We start from the raw sequence: 13911 nt of genomic DNA, 5'->3' as shown, positions 1-13911 counted from the left end.
GGCCAGGTGCCTACCTGCCAGATATGTACGCCGGCGGCGACCCCGTGGCCCGGCTCCGTGAGTGGCAGACTGTTTCGCGTGACCACTTCGACGCGCAGGTCCGTGAGGAGGCCGCCGTACTCAAAGAAGAGCTGGCCGCCGGGACGTTCGACAACCCCGGGACGACACTCGGGCTCGAGTACGAGCTCTACGGCGTCGACCGCGGGGATGCCCAGCTCCGCCGGCTGCCCCGCTCGCTGCTGGGCTATCGTCGCGTGATGCCGGAACTCGGACTCCACAATGCCGAACTCAACAGCTGTCCCCAGCCGTGCAACGATTTCGGCCTGCGAGCGCTCTCGCGAGGCGCGGCTGCAGCGTATCGCCGGGTCGGGCGCGCTGCCGCCGCCGAGGACATCCGGCTCGTGAGCGACGGGCTCTGGACGGTGCCACCAGCCGACCGAACGGCGCACGAGTACCTCACGGCAGCCACCGAGGCCGAGGGACTCACGCTCGGCGTCAACGTCACCAACAAAGCCCGGTACCACGGGTTCGCCAATACGGACCGCGGCATCGGCGGCCACCTTGATGTCCCCGGCGTCTCCCTCGAGGCCGACTACCCCGCATTCGTCGCGCTGACCACGTCGATCCAGCCACACTACCAGTGTCGGTCGGCAGCGGACCTGCCGAGCCAGTTCGGCTACGCGCTCCGCGTTGCGGGTCCGCTGCTCGCGTTGGCGGCCAACTCGCCCGTCCTGCCCGCTGACCTTTACGACGGTACCCCCGACCGGGCCGTTCTCCTCGAAGAAGGATGGGCCGAACACCGCGTCCCTATCTACGAACAGGTGATCAACGGTGGGAACGGGCCGGGGAAGGTGCGCTTCCCCGATGATATCGACTCGGCGGCCGCAGCCGTCGATGCGATTGTCGAGGACACGACGCTCGTGCCCGCCAATCCCGACAGGGAGGGCCGGTTCGACGACGCGTTCGCCCACCTCTGCCACAAACACGGCTCATACTGGCGGTGGATCCGGCCTGTCTTCGAGGGAGCTACCGAGGGCGACGCAAACGTCCGCATCGAGTTCCGGCCGCTGCCCGCCCAGCCCACTGTCCCGGACACGGTGGCGCTGGTGGCCGCCCTCGCCGGCCTGCTGACCGAACTCCACGCCCAGCAGCACCCCGTCGCAGACCTCTCGTGGGACCGGGCTCGTGAGAATTTCTACGCGGCCGCCCGAGACGGCCTCGAGGCCAATCTGGAGTGGATTACGACGACAGGCGACCGCACCACCGATTCCGAGCGGCTGTTCGAGGATCTGCTGACGGCGGCGACCGATGGGCTCGAACGGCACGGGGTCGCGCCGACGCGGGCAGCCGCGTGGCTTGCACCCCTGCGCGCTCGGGTGACCGCTGGCCGGACGCCCGCGGGCTGGAAGCGCGGTGCCATCGCGGCCCGACTCGACGCCGGGGCTGACCCGGCGGCGGCCATCCGCGACACCCAGCGACGCTACGTCGACCGACAGACGGAGACGCTGTTCGGCGGCGCACTCACTGACTGGCCCGCGCCGGCGCCGGTGGCGGTCGACGCCTAACTACGACTGGACAGCGACATCGTCGCCGACCGTGAGTCGCGTTCCGCGGTCGGCTTCGGGGATTCGGGCGATGAGCGTCAGCGTGTAGTGGTGGTCGAAGGCGTCAGCGTCAGCCCACGCAGGGAACGTCTCGCGGCGCCGCTCGACAAACCGCTCACGGAACTCTGGCGTCGGCTCGCCCGTATCGGGGTCTCGCTCGGGGACGACACACCGCCCGCACGGCGTGACGCACTCGAACTGGACGCCGCCGATTGAGAACGTCGGTGCGTCCGCCCCGGCGAAGCGATCCTCCCAGAACGCCGGCACCCCCGCGACCTCGACGTTCGTGCGGAGCCGCCGGCGCACACTCTCGACGGACAAATCGTCGAACCACGAGGCCACCTCGCGCAGTGTCGCCGTACTGACGACCGACGGGCCCGCCGAGGGACGGTCTGGGAACCCCTGTGTCCCGTCCCGGGCCAGCCGTAGGTCCAGCTCGAAGAACTCGCCGAAGAAGGCCGCGGCTCGCTCGCGGTCCGCCGGCAGGTCGAACGCGTGCCGCTCGCCGGCGGGCGTCTCGACGCTGTATGTCCCCGTCGCTGGGTCGAAGTCGGTCGCGAGGTCGTGGACCCGGGGAGTCCGCTTCCCGTTGACCACCTCGTCAGTGGCGTCGAACAGCGCGTACTCCCGGTCGAACGCGAGCGTGCCGCCCTCGCGGACCGCCGCCGCGTCCACCTCGATGCCATTGAGCCCCTTCACCGGGTATACCCGCAGTCCGGCGAGCCGTGGATGTGTCATACACTGGCTTCGACCCGCGGGGGCGTAGGCGTTTGCGTTGCCCCCAAGGCCGAAGCCGCCGCGCCGCGACCCCTGGGTATGCCAGCGTTCGACCCCAGCCGCGTCGAGGCAGTCACCTTCGACTCGTACGGCACGCTCGTCGATACTGCGGCCGCCGCGTCGGTACTCGAGGGAACCGTTGCTAACCCGGACGCGGTCGCCCGTGAGTGGCGTGAGAACGCGCTGTTCATGTCCGTCGTCGCTGGCCCACTGGACACCTACGAGACCTACATGGAGCTCCACCGGCTGGGGCTAGCAGACGCGCTCCGGGCGGCCGGCCGCGACCCGACCGACGAGCGACTGCGCGAACTGAACGCCGTCTACCACGAACTGGCGCCCTACGACGACGTCGCCGGTGCCTTTACCCGACTGGACGCGGCCGACTACGCGCCGTCAATACTCTCGAACGGCGATCCGGCAATGCTCACGTCGCTCGTCGAGACGACGGGCATCGAGACGACGGTCCACGAGCAGGTGAGCGCCGACGCACTCGAGACGTTCAAGCCAGCCCGCGCGCTCTACGAGTACGCCGCCGACCAGCTGGACGTGCAGCCGACTCACGTGGCCCACGTCACCGCCCACTGGATGGACGTGCAGGGCGCCCAGAACGCCGGTATGCAGGGAGTGTGGCTGGACCGAGGAGACGCTCCGTGGACCGCTTACGGTGGCGAGCCTCACCTTACGGTCGACTCACTCGCAACGCTGTGTGACCGACTGTTCGACTAGAGCGGCCCGAACCGCGCTGGCGGTCGCCGATGATCGCTCGCCTGCTCGAACGCGTACCCGAGGTCAAACAGTCGCGACTCGTCGAACGCCCGCCCGAGCAACTCGACGCCGACGGGGAGGCCGTTGTCGGTGAACCCGGCGGGGACGACGAGGCTTGGCAGGCCGGTGTGGGCCGACAGTTCACAGTTGAGTTCCTCGAACGGTTGATGAGCCGGTATCTCGACGGGCGGCACCCGCGAGGGCGGGTAGGCGAGCGCGTCGAGGTCGTGCTCGACGAGACACGCGAGTGTCTGCTCGCGGAGCGTCTCCCGGCGGCGGAACCGGCGGAGGTAGTCGACGTTTCGATCGACGACGTCGGGATTGACATCGAAGATGCCCGCCTCGTCGAACCGCTCGGCGACCGATGGCGTAATCTCACCGGTGTCGTAAATCTCCCGGAGCGTCTCGTGGGGGGGGTCCTCAAGTTCGGCGAGATACGCGTTCACGTCGCGGGCAAACTCGTAGCCGAGTACGCGCGCACTCGCCAGATAGTCGGGGTCGACCGGCTCGCAGTCGACCAATGTGGCGCCCGCCGCTGCCATCTCCGACAGCGCCTCCTCCACGACGTCGGTAACGGCGGCAGCACCCGCAGCGTCGTTCGATTCGTCGGCGAGCCCGAACGCACTGCGGACAACGCCGATACGGGCGTCGGCGAGTGCGTCGGCATTGAGCGGCCGGTAGCCGTCATCCGGGACTGCGTCTGCCCCGCGGGCCGTGACCGAATCTGTGGGGTCGTAGCCGGCCATGACCTCCAGCAGGCGGGCGGCGTCTGCCACCGTCCGCGCGATAGGGCCGGCAGTGTCCTGCGTACTCGCCAGCGGAACGATGCCGGTCCGGCTCACCAAGCCCCGGGTCGGCCGGACTCCCACGCAGTCGTTGAATGCCGGCGGCGATCGCACCGACGAGCAGGTGTCCGAGCCGGTCCCGAGCAGGGCGAGGTTGGCGGCGACGGCCGCCGCGGTGCCGCCACTCGACCCCGATGGCCGGTGGTCGAGATCGTACGCGTTGCGCGTGGCCCCGCCCAGTGAACTGACGGTGTCGACGCCGAAAGACAGCTCCTGCAGATTCGTCTTCCCGAGGACGACCGCGCCCGCCGCGCGAAGCTGCTCGACGACGAACGCGTCTCGGTCTGGCTGGGAATCGGCCAGCGCCGTCGAGCCAGCCGTCGTCGGCATGTCGTGGGTGTCGTGGTTATCCTTGAGAAGCACCGGTACGCCGTGGAGTGGGCCGACAAACCCGTCTCGCTCGCGGGCGGCATCCAGTTCGCGAGCCCGCTCCCGAGCGGCGTCGTTCACCGTGAGGACGGCGTTGAGCGTGTCGTCGTACGCCTCGATGCGCGCGAGATAGCCGTCGACGAGCGCCTCCGCCGTCAGCGTCCCGTCTCGCATTGCGGCGTGGACATCGGCGATGGTTGCCTCCGTGAGGTCGAAGCTCATGTAGACGCTCGTACCACGCGCCGACTGGGCCGTGAATCTACCGCCGCGGCTGCGGTCGCAAATGCATTTGCCCGCCCGGGCATAACAACGGACAGATGGCCTACGAGTACACCGGCGACGCGGCAAGCGAGCTTGTGGCGGCCTACCGGGCCGACGAGTCGCCGTTCCCGACCGACAACGGCCGCACGTACCCACGCCGCGACTATCTGCGTGACGAGCCCACGCTGCTCAAGCAGCTGCTGTTCCCGCGCTGTTGGAACGCGACCGACCTCGTCGGCGACGAATCGGCCGTCCGCGAGCGACTCTCCCAGCTCGGTGACTGCATGCACAAGGGCGTCACCGCCGCGAGCGGCCGCGGGCCAGCGGCCGCCCGGCGGCTGGTCGACGACCTGCTCGACGGACTGCCGGCGGTGCGGCGGACGCTCAAGAAGGACGCGGAGGCCGCTTACAAAGGCGACCCCGCGGCCAAGAGTTACTGTGAGATCATTCGCTCGTATCCGGGGTTCCACGCGGTCATGACCCACCGGGTGGCTCACCGCCTCTACGAGGCGGATGCCCCCGAGTACGCCCGGGAACTCACCGAGTACGCAAAAAGCGAGACAGGCATCGATATCCATCCCGGGGCGACGATTGGCGAGTACCTCTTCATCGATCACGGGACAGGCGTGGTCATCGGTGAGACGGCGACGGTGGGCGACTGGGCGCGCATCTACCAGAACGTCACGCTGGGCGCACTCCACTTCGAGGAGGCCGAAGGCGACGACCACGCGCTGGCGAAGGGGTACAAGCGCCACCCAGACGTGGGCGACCACGTCGTTATCGGCGCCGGGTCGAATGTGCTCGGCGCTATCGAGATTGGCGACCACGTCAGCATCGGCGCCAACTCCTGGGTGACCGATGACGTCCCTGACCACACCAGCGTCTACGTCGCCGACCACCCCAAGCAGACGCGCAAATCAAACGATTGAGGCTGATTCCCCCGACTTTAGGCGCGGGAGGAAGTCAATACCCCGCGAACTCGTCTGCGACGGCACCCGCCTCGCGGAACTCCGCCCCCGTTTCCTGCGCGTGGCCGATGAACTCCCCCAGCCGCGCAAGCCGGTCGGGGCGGCCGATGACCTGTGGATGCATCGTGAGTACGAAGACGCCGTCGTCGGGCGCATAATCGAACTGGGCGCGCCAGTCGTCGAACACCGCTTGTTCCGCGGTGTAGCCCCGCTCGCTGGCGAACGCCAGCGGTGGGTAGTCGTCCCGGGCCCACGATACCGGGAGTTCGACGAGGTCGGTCGCCTCGCTGGGATCGTAGGCGCCGGTCGACTCGGGACTGTCCTGCCGGACCCGGTAGGGCGTGAACTCGCGGGCCATCCCCGAAGAGGAGTACTCGAAGCCCAGCTCACAGAGCAGCTCGACCGTATGTTCGGAGTAGTCCCACGAGGGCGAGCGGTAGCCCGCCGGGGCTGTCCCGGTCAGCCGCTCGATGCTCGCAATGCCACGCTCGATATCGGTCCGCTCCGCGGCACGGCTGTCGTAGGCACCCGGCGGTGTGTGACTCCAACCGTGGTGGCCTACCTCGTGGGCTGCGGCCACCCGCTCGCAGACATCGGGAAAGCTGTCGATTGTATGGCCCGGCACGAACCACGTCGCGGGCAACTCGCGATCGGCGAGAAAGTCGAGGACGTTCGGTGCGCCAACTTCCGCGCCATACAATCCCCGCGAGCGGTTGGTCGGTGTGTTCCGGCCGTCGCCCATATGGAGCCACGGCGAGACGGCATCGAAGTCGAACGTGAGACAGACGGTCGGTGGCACACCACGGGGGCGGCCGCAGGCCACTAAAGTGTAGCCGCGGGTTAGTCGTCGCTCACCGCGCGGCCGGCCGACGCCGTGGCTGCCGCCGGCGCTGGCCCGTCAGCAGCTGGCAGACGAATCTGGACGACCGTCCCTCGCGGTGTGTTCTCGGCAAAGGAGAGTGTCCCGCCCATCCGGGTGACACCCCACTTGACCGTCCACAGCCCGAGCCCCTGCCCGTGCTGGAGTGGATTCTCCGTGCCGGCCGCGAGTACGCCTGTCTCCATGTCGGGGATGCCGGGGCCGTTGTCGCTGACGGCGAGTCGGAGCCCCTCGTCGGTGCGGTCGACCGACGCGACGACGACCGGTGAGGCGGCGTCATTGTGCTCGCAGGCGTTCTCGAGGACATTCCGGGCGACCACCGTGAACACACGCTCGTCGACAGCTGCGACGGCGCCGTCTGGTACCGCGACGGTCACCTCGACCTCAGGATATGCCACCCGGAGGTCCTCCGCAACCGACTCGAGTACCGCGCCCACCGCAGTCTGCGGATCCGCGGGCACGTCGAGTGCCATCACGCGTTGTGTCTCGCGGGCCCGCTCGCTGAGCGACAACAGGTCGTCAGCCAGCGACTGAATGCGCGCGGCTTCCCCGGAATCGTCTCCTACGAGATCGGCGTATCCGCGAATGGCGTTCAACTCGTTGCGGTAGTTGTGCCGGAGCACACGGTTGAGGACGGCCAGTCGTTGCTCGCGCGTCCGTCGCTGGGTGACGTCCCGCAGGACGACCGCCGTCCCGGCGATGTTCCGTCCATCGTCGATTGGGGCCAGTGTCGGGTGGAACTGGCGTTCGCCCTCAGCAGTCGCGAGCGCGACCCCTTCGTCGCCGGCCTGACGGAGCCTGTCGGCATTCACGCCAAGGACCGTCTCGACCGTGGTCCCTACGGCCGCCCGCTCGCTCGTCTCGAAGCATCGCTCGGCGGGGGCGTTCAGCCGGAGCACGCGGTCCTCGCGGTCGAGGACGAGCACCGCTGCCGGCATCGTGTCTAAGACGGTCTCCGGGCCGATGGTTCCGGCCTGCGGCTGGGAGTCGAACAGCCCGTAGTGGCCGACGGCGACGATAGCGCCGGCCGCGCTCACGGCGTAGCCGCCTGCAATCACGGTCAGTGCCACGTTGCGAGCGACACTCGCCGCGAGCGCCGGCATCCCCACGTACGCCGCCCACGGCCAGACGCCGGTTCCGGCGAGCGACAGCCCGAGCCCGGCCGCGAGATGGCGGTAGCGGCCCACCGCGCTCGCGATGACGCCGACAGCTACCAGTGTTACCCCGCTTGCGTAGTAGATGCCGAGGTCACGGACTGCCCCGAGCAGTGTCGACGCGACAGGGCCGAGCGAAAGAGTGGTGAACACGGGACGACCGCCCGTCATCGCGCCCTGCATCATCCCCGACATCGCGCCGCTGGTTGAGGCAGAGGGGACGACTGAGAGCGCTGTTCCGGCAGCCGCCGCGAGGATGGCCGGCGTGAGGACAGCTGCTTGCTGAATCCGCGTCCGTGGGACGGCAAGGCCGTAGTACTCGAAGCAGAACAGACCGAAGACGACCGGGATCGCGAACAGCGCATTCAGCCACAGTAGGTGGTAGGCTCCCGGCGACGGTGCGACGGCGGCGAACACAAGTGCCGACCCGCCGACCACGCCGAGCAGCCAGCCGAACAGCCGCTCGGCCGGCGTCGGTCCGTCTCGTAGCCGCCAGGCCAGCGCCACAAACACGATTCCGGTTAACCCGGCGACCGCCTGCGAGAACAGCGTCAGCGACTGGACCATACTGGGTGACGCGGCACCATCAGAAAAGCCGTTGTGCAAACTCGGTGTAAAGTTCCCTCAGAATCAGGCGGGATACGCGTCGTGCCATGGACAGACGCGCTCGTAGGCGGCCGCCGCGGCGACGACATCCCGTTCGGCGAGCCGCGGACCGACAAGTTGGAGCCCGACCGGCAGCCCGTCGTCCGTTTGGCCCGCAGGCAAAGCGGCGACGGGCTGGCCAGTCATATTGAACGGTTGGGTGAGTAGCCAGCCGCGCCGCGGGTCGATCTCCATCCCCTCGATTTCGGTCGGGTGCTCGCCCACCTCGAACGGTGGCACACACAGCGTCGGACAGACGAGCAGGTCATACTCGTCGAACAGGTCGGTCATCGCCGAAAGCACCTCGCTCCGGGTCCGCTGGGCAGCCGTCAGCTCCCGCGTCGATACGTCCTCAGCCTTGAGGATGGTCTCGACGGTGGAGTCGGCAAGCCGGTCTCGGTCCGCGCCCCGCGGGTCGTAGCCCTCCGTCTCCAGCCCGTCGAAGAGCCCCTCCCAGAGCACCGTCGCGAACGTGTAGTAGGCGTCGAGGATTTCATCCTGTGTCAGGTCGAGCGCCGGGTCCGCCCGGTCGACGGTCGCGCCCGCCGTTTCGAATGCGTCGACGGCCTCGCCGACCACCTCGCGGACTGGCGTCGCAACCGGGTAGGTGTCGAGTGCGGGGCTGTAGGCGACCTGCAGGTCGTCGACCGGCTCGTTCACCGCGTCGACGAACCGAGTCGACGGGGCCGGTAGCGCGAACGGGTCCGCGGGATGAGGCCCGGCGAGCACGTCCAGCGTGAGGGCGGCATCCTCGACGGTGCGGGCCAGCGGGCCGAGGTGGCTGAACGGCGTGTGAGCGCTGAAGGCGTTGCGGTCGTCGGCCATCGGCACCCGACCGAACGTCGGCTTCAGGCCGACGACGCCACAGCAGGCGGCAGGCGTCCGGATGGAGCCGCCAGTGTCCGACCCCTGTGCGATGGGAACTAGCCCGTCCGCGAGCGCCGCGGCCGCTCCACCCGAGGAGCCACCGGAGATGTGGCCGGGCGCGAGCGGCGACTCCGTCGGGCCGACGACACGGTTGTGGGTCGTACAGCCGAGGCCGAACTCTGGCGTGTTCGTCTTGCCGACGATGATTGCGCCTGCCTCGACGAGCCGGTCGACAAACGGCTCCGATTGGTCGGCGACGTACTCCTCGAACAGCAGTGAGCCGTTGGTCGTGCGGACGCCCGCGACGTCGTCGAGATCCTTGATCGCGATGGGCACACCGTGGAGCGGCCCGAGCGGCTTGCCCTGCTCGATGGCCTGCTCGGCCGCGCGAGCCTGCTCGCGGGCGCGATCAGCGGTCACGGTGACGAAGGCGTTCGTCCGGTCGTTGCGGGCCTCGATGCGGTCAAGCGTGGCCTCAACGACGGCGACGGGCGACAGGTCACCCTCGCGGATACCGCGTGCGATACTCGCCGCCGAGCGCATGTGAAGTGGTGGCACGGCAATTCGTCGCGGGGGCGTGAGCAAAAACCCCTCGGAGCGCCGACAGGGGGTTTGATTGTCACTCGTTTGCACAGCACAAGCGTATGTCGACGCTACTCGACGGGCGGACCTGTCTCGTCACGGGCGCATCACGCGGTATTGGGCGCGGTATTGCGGAGGAACTCGGGCGGCGCGGCGCGAATGTCGCGGTTAACTATCGCTCCTCGGAGGGGGAAGCCTACGATGTCGCCGAGACCATCGAAGAGGAGGGCGGACGGGCAGTGCCTGTCCAGGCGAACGTGGCCGACCTGGAGGCCGTCGAACGGATGCACGAGCAGGTTCAGGAGGCGTTCGGCTCCGTCGAGGTGCTCGTCAACAACGCGGGCATCACCGTCGACCGGAAGTTCGAGAACATGACCCGCGAGGACTGGGACCGGGTCGTCGACGTGAACCTCGGTGGCCTGTTCAACTGCACGAAGGTCTGCTTCGAGGACATTCGAGAGGCTTACGAGGGCCGGCTCATCAATATCTCGTCGGTCGTCGGCCAGCAGGGCAACTACGGGCAGGCGAACTACGCGGCCACCAAGTCAGCGATGTTCGGCTTTACGCGGACGGTGGCGTTGGAGCTCGCTCGGGAAGGATCGACGGCCAACTGCGTCGCGCCCGGCTTCGTGCTGACGGACATGCTTAAGGATGTCCCAGAGCGCGTCCAAGAGGGCATCCTCGAGCGCATCCCATTAGAGCGGTTCGCCGAGGTGGAGGATGTCGTGGGCGTCGTCCGGTTCGTCGCCAGCGAGGAGTCGAGCTATATGACCGGCCAGGTGCTTGGCGTCAACGGCGGCATGGAGTGGTAGTTTCGCGCGCTGTCACAGCCGAGACGAAGCAGTGTACCGTCGTTTCTACTGTACGCTGCCGTGATTACGACCCAAGGGGGAGGGGTGCGGCTCGACTGCGCTCGCTCCTGGAAGACAAGCCGGAAATGCTCATCAAAGTGGTCCGGCCGTTCATCTTCGCCTCACTGGTTCGACCGGCCTATCGAACTCGATGCGGATGAATTTGTTCTCGGCCACAAGAACAAACTCTACATCAGCCGCTGGGGGGTTCCAGTCTCGTACCGTCACCAGCGCGAATCGGCTACTCGGCAGGCGTAGAGCCTCATCGACGCCGGCAACTACGCGCCGCCTCGGAGCGAGTTACCAGTTGTACAACGCGTCCTCAAATATATCGTACACGTCGCTTTCGGTGACAGGGCGTGGATTGCACCGCAACAACCGCTGCTGGCTCTCGTAGGTCCGCTCGGCCAGCCAGCCGAGGTCGTCCTCGTCGATGCCTGCCAACTCTGCCAGACCGCTCGGAAGCACGTTTAGATCCCGTTGTAGTTGGACGTACTGCGCTTTGGCGGCGTCGGCGGCCTCGCGGGTGCTCATTCTAGCCGTATTTACCCCGAGCAGGTCGGCAATCTCAGCGTACCGGTCCGGATCGGAGGCGGCGTTGTAGCCAAGCGTGCTCGCGGGCGTCAGCACGGCAATCGTCTCGCCATGATACGTGTGATACCGGTTGCCGACGGGGTAGGCCATCGCGTGGGCGAGGTTCGCGCCCGCGGTGAGGCCGGCGATAGCGCCGAATAGCGCCCCTTGGAGCATCTTCGAGCGCGCCTCTAGGTCGTCGCCGTTGTGGACGGCCCGGCGGACGTTCCCCGAAAGCAGTTCGATGGCGCGCTTCGAGAACAACTCGGTGACGGGCGTTCGCCCGGCGTAGACCGGCCGTTCGCTCGCCTCCGTCGCCTGGAGCATGCTGTCGAACTCGTGGGTGGTGTACCCCTCGATGGCGTGACCGAGCGCGTCCATCGCGGTCCGGGCTGTCTGGGCCGCCGGCAACGTCGTCGTCAGCGTCGGATCCAGCACTGCGGCGTCCGCCCGGACGTGGTGACTCGAGATGCCCTCCTTGATCTCCTTCTCCGGAACCGAGAGGATGGCGAGCGGTGAAATCTCAGAGCCTGTGCCAGCCGTCGTGGGCAGACAGACGAGCGGCGCCCCCGAGTCGGTGAGCGCCTCACCACTCCCGGTCGGTTCGGCGACGTAGTCGAGCGGGGCACCGCCGTTCGCTACCACTGCACGCGTGGCTTTCGCGGTATCCATCACGCTGCCACCGCCCACACCGACGTAGAAATCGTAGCCGTCGGGTCCTTGTTCGTCGCGGACGAACGCGATGCAGTCCTCGATAGCCGCCACCGACGGCTCGCGCTCACAGTCGTCGTAGATGTCTACGGTGTACTGATCGGCCAGTGCATCGGCCACCCGGTCGGCGTGGCCCACGTCTATGAGCGTCTCGTCGGTGACGAGCAGGCCGGTCGCGCCTTCGTCGACGCCCAAATCCGCCAACTGGAAGCCGAGTTCGTCAACGGCGCCGGCGCCAAACCGGACCGCCGGCAACTGGAACGTCCAGACGCTCTCGGACAGCAGGCCGTGGTCGCCGGCCGATACCGAGCGGTCGTAGCTCACGCCCACCACCCTGTCGTCGTGTGCATACGCGTCAGTTGCCGACGGGGCTGTTAAAGTTAGCCGTGTGTGTACTCGTCCCTCGTTGCTATGTCACACGACGGCCCGTCATGGCGAGCCGACGGGCTTGCGGCTGGCCACGTCACGTACCGATGTCAGACCGAGTGAAAACGGGGTGAGCGGACAGAGGGTCCAACCAGTTCCGCTCAAGTTGCGCTCGGGTACTACTGGTTATGAATCTTTCGGGGGTTCGTGTTAGCCAAGCACACGCTCTCGGTAGGCCGCCTCCGAGAGGTCGCCGGCTGCGTACGCCTGGGCCGTCTCACGCGCCACCGTGACGGTGGCGTCTCCACGGTCGGTGGTGACGGTCACCTCCAACGTTCGGGCTGTGCCGCCGCGGTCGACGTAGGCAGCGTACAGGCGGGCGACACTCATCGCCTCCTCGACGACCGCGGCGTTCGACGCGGCTGGCGCATCGACTGTCACCTGCAGTCCCGTCCCGATCCAACGCATCCCGGTAACGGCGTGGTCCGGCTCGAGAGTCGCCCGGAACTCGCCGGCCGTCAGCTGGCCGTCTCCATCCGGTGGCGTCGCGGTGACGCTCCCGAACCGGTAGGTGCCGGTCGGGTCTGCAAGGACGAACGCGCCGGTCCAGGCAAGGCCCGCGGCAACGACAACGAGGACCAGTACGACGCTGGCACCCGCCAGCAGCGGCTCCTCGCGGGCCAGCGCGAGTGTCGTCGGCGCAGACGCCTCATCCTCGAAGTCGCTGGCCCGCACCTCCACTGGCTCAAAATTGTACCCCCCGCACCGATCACACGGGGGCGTGTTCTTCGGCGTCGCGTGCCCACAGTTGCGACACTGGTACTCGGTGTACCGCATCTCGTCGGCCTCCTCGCTCACGGCAACCCTCCGCGCATACCCATACGAGGCGTCGCCACTACTTCCATCCGACGGCTCGCGGCGCGCCACAGGGTCGGCGCGCCAGTCACAGATAGCGAGCAGTTTGTCGCCCCCATCGGAGTGGACGGCAAGGTAGTCACACGCGAGCGTCCACTCAGCGGTCGGCACCAGCACCGAGGTAGGTTCGCGTGACCCCATCCGCAACGAGTTCGACGGCCAGCGGTATGGCCGCCTTGCCCGCGGCGAGTGAGTCGCAACCGTTAAACGCGCAAGCCCACAGCATCTGGATGCGGGCCGATGGGGTAGCTTGGTATCCTTCGAGGATCGGGTCCTCGGTACATCGGTTCAAATCCGATTCGGCCCATTCTTGACGACTACACGGATATTGGTCGATAATTATTCATATGTTCAGTAGTACGCACTCCTCCAAGAGCTTATGAATAAAACAGAGTCATCAACAGTGTGGCGGACGAGTACCTATCTTTTTGCGAGGAGAGAATCCCGCCGTTCACGGCGGGAGTGAATCCGACAACTCCTACACAGACCACCGCCGATGGCAGGCCGGATATTCCACGCTAATCTACACCGTTAAGTAGGCTTGTCTATGTAGGCTATGTATGGCGATTGAGGTCACTCGTACCTACGTTGGTTCCATCCAGAACCACCGAACGGTACGCGATGGCCTTGACTCGCTCGGAGACTCCGCCTCCAAAATCTGGAACGTTGCACGATGGACAGCCGACCGCATCTGGGATGAGACCGGCGAAATCCCACATGAAGGCGTGCTGAAATCCTACATGAAGAACCAGTCCTGCTGGAACGACTTGAACGCGCA

At 67.3% G+C, this 13911-nt stretch carries 12 protein-coding genes and 1 tRNA gene; 6 read left to right on the top strand and 7 right to left on the bottom strand.

Annotation, left to right across the window (positions count from 1 at the left end; all coding sequences use genetic code 11):
* Window positions 1-23 precede the first annotated feature (23 nt).
* Window positions 24-1565 carry a hypothetical protein gene (locus ABEJ63_RS09710; RefSeq protein ID WP_375796168.1) on the top strand — a complete coding sequence of 514 codons (1542 nt, stop codon included), beginning with the start codon at window positions 24-26 and terminating at the stop codon, window positions 1563-1565.
* Here the strand turns inward: ABEJ63_RS09710 and ABEJ63_RS09705 are convergent, their stop codons facing one another.
* Window positions 1566-2342: an MOSC domain-containing protein gene (locus ABEJ63_RS09705; RefSeq protein WP_375796167.1), complete on the bottom strand. Its 777-nt coding sequence runs from the start codon at window positions 2340-2342 to the stop codon at window positions 1566-1568.
* A 78-nt stretch (window positions 2343-2420) separates the two neighbouring features.
* Here ABEJ63_RS09705 and ABEJ63_RS09700 point away from each other — a divergent pair, with 78 nt between their 5' ends.
* Entirely contained in the window at window positions 2421-3107 is a 687-nt protein-coding gene (locus ABEJ63_RS09700; RefSeq protein ID WP_375796166.1) for a haloacid dehalogenase type II, read from the top strand.
* On the opposite strand, the gene ABEJ63_RS09695 is transcribed toward ABEJ63_RS09700, so the two are convergent.
* Window positions 3104-4582: an amidase gene (locus ABEJ63_RS09695; protein WP_375796165.1), complete on the bottom strand. Its 1479-nt coding sequence runs from the start codon at window positions 4580-4582 to the stop codon at window positions 3104-3106. The genes ABEJ63_RS09700 and ABEJ63_RS09695 overlap by 4 nt on opposite strands.
* 95 nt (window positions 4583-4677) lie before the next feature.
* Between ABEJ63_RS09695 and epsC the strand changes: the two genes are divergently transcribed.
* Window positions 4678-5550 carry a serine O-acetyltransferase EpsC gene (gene epsC, locus ABEJ63_RS09690; RefSeq protein WP_375796164.1) on the top strand — a complete coding sequence of 291 codons (873 nt, stop codon included), beginning with the start codon at window positions 4678-4680 and terminating at the stop codon, window positions 5548-5550.
* Between the two features lie 34 nt (window positions 5551-5584).
* On the opposite strand, the gene ABEJ63_RS09685 is transcribed toward epsC, so the two are convergent.
* From ABEJ63_RS09685 to ABEJ63_RS09675, 3 genes are all read right to left on the bottom strand, one after another.
* Window positions 5585-6331: a polysaccharide deacetylase gene (locus ABEJ63_RS09685; RefSeq protein WP_375796308.1), complete on the bottom strand. Its 747-nt coding sequence runs from the start codon at window positions 6329-6331 to the stop codon at window positions 5585-5587.
* Between the two features lie 98 nt (window positions 6332-6429).
* Entirely contained in the window at window positions 6430-8190 is a 1761-nt protein-coding gene (locus ABEJ63_RS09680; RefSeq protein ID WP_375796163.1) for an ATP-binding protein, read from the bottom strand.
* A gap of 63 nt (window positions 8191-8253) precedes the next feature.
* Window positions 8254-9678, bottom strand: a complete 1425-nt coding sequence (locus ABEJ63_RS09675; protein ID WP_375796307.1) for an amidase — start codon at window positions 9676-9678, stop codon at window positions 8254-8256.
* 101 nt (window positions 9679-9779) lie between these two features.
* On the opposite strand from ABEJ63_RS09675, the gene ABEJ63_RS09670 reads away from it, so the two are divergent.
* Complete coding sequence (locus ABEJ63_RS09670) at window positions 9780-10529, top strand: beta-ketoacyl-ACP reductase (RefSeq protein ID WP_375796162.1); 750 nt, start codon at window positions 9780-9782, stop codon at window positions 10527-10529.
* A gap of 339 nt (window positions 10530-10868) precedes the next feature.
* On the opposite strand, the gene ABEJ63_RS09665 is transcribed toward ABEJ63_RS09670, so the two are convergent.
* Together ABEJ63_RS09665 and ABEJ63_RS09660 are read right to left on the bottom strand one after the other, a co-directional pair.
* On the bottom strand, window positions 10869-12176 hold the full coding sequence (locus ABEJ63_RS09665; RefSeq protein ID WP_375796161.1) for a hydroxyacid-oxoacid transhydrogenase: 1308 nt from the start codon (window positions 12174-12176) through the stop codon (window positions 10869-10871).
* Window positions 12177-12428: 252 nt separating this feature from the next.
* Window positions 12429-13274 carry a hypothetical protein gene (locus tag ABEJ63_RS09660; protein ID WP_375796160.1) on the bottom strand — a complete coding sequence of 282 codons (846 nt, stop codon included), beginning with the start codon at window positions 13272-13274 and terminating at the stop codon, window positions 12429-12431.
* Between the two features lie 93 nt (window positions 13275-13367).
* On the opposite strand from ABEJ63_RS09660, the gene ABEJ63_RS09655 reads away from it, so the two are divergent.
* Window positions 13368-13440, top strand: a tRNA-Pro gene (locus ABEJ63_RS09655).
* A 253-nt stretch (window positions 13441-13693) separates the two neighbouring features.
* Window positions 13694-13911, top strand: a 218-nt coding sequence (locus tag ABEJ63_RS09650; protein WP_375796159.1) for a hypothetical protein, incomplete at its 3' end; no start/stop codon positions are given.

The organism is Halosegnis sp. (genome assembly GCF_042216475.1).
GTDB lineage: Archaea > Halobacteriota > Halobacteria > Halobacteriales > Haloarculaceae > Halosegnis.
The sequence above is the reverse complement of the archived record's forward strand: the minus strand, read 5'-3'. Positions and strand labels throughout refer to the sequence as shown.

What these genes read in the sequence shown, in the direction of transcription:
- ABEJ63_RS09695 (WP_375796165.1), bottom strand. Translation starts at nt 4,582, where the DNA reads ATGAGCTTCGACCTCACGGAGGCAACCATCGCCGATGTCCACGCCGCA.
- epsC (WP_375796164.1), top strand. Translation starts at nt 4,678, where the DNA reads ATGGCCTACGAGTACACCGGCGACGCGGCAAGCGAGCTTGTGGCGGCC.
- ABEJ63_RS09700 (WP_375796166.1), top strand. Translation starts at nt 2,421, where the DNA reads ATGCCAGCGTTCGACCCCAGCCGCGTCGAGGCAGTCACCTTCGACTCG.
- ABEJ63_RS09710 (WP_375796168.1), top strand. Translation starts at nt 24, where the DNA reads ATGTACGCCGGCGGCGACCCCGTGGCCCGGCTCCGTGAGTGGCAGACT.
- ABEJ63_RS09685 (WP_375796308.1), bottom strand. Translation starts at nt 6,331, where the DNA reads ATGGGCGACGGCCGGAACACACCGACCAACCGCTCGCGGGGATTGTAT.
- ABEJ63_RS09660 (WP_375796160.1), bottom strand. Translation starts at nt 13,274, where the DNA reads ATGGGGTCACGCGAACCTACCTCGGTGCTGGTGCCGACCGCTGAGTGG.
- ABEJ63_RS09670 (WP_375796162.1), top strand. Translation starts at nt 9,780, where the DNA reads ATGTCGACGCTACTCGACGGGCGGACCTGTCTCGTCACGGGCGCATCA.
- ABEJ63_RS09705 (WP_375796167.1), bottom strand. Translation starts at nt 2,342, where the DNA reads ATGACACATCCACGGCTCGCCGGACTGCGGGTATACCCGGTGAAGGGG.
- ABEJ63_RS09675 (WP_375796307.1), bottom strand. Translation starts at nt 9,678, where the DNA reads ATGCGCTCGGCGGCGAGTATCGCACGCGGTATCCGCGAGGGTGACCTG.
- ABEJ63_RS09680 (WP_375796163.1), bottom strand. Translation starts at nt 8,190, where the DNA reads ATGGTCCAGTCGCTGACGCTGTTCTCGCAGGCGGTCGCCGGGTTAACC.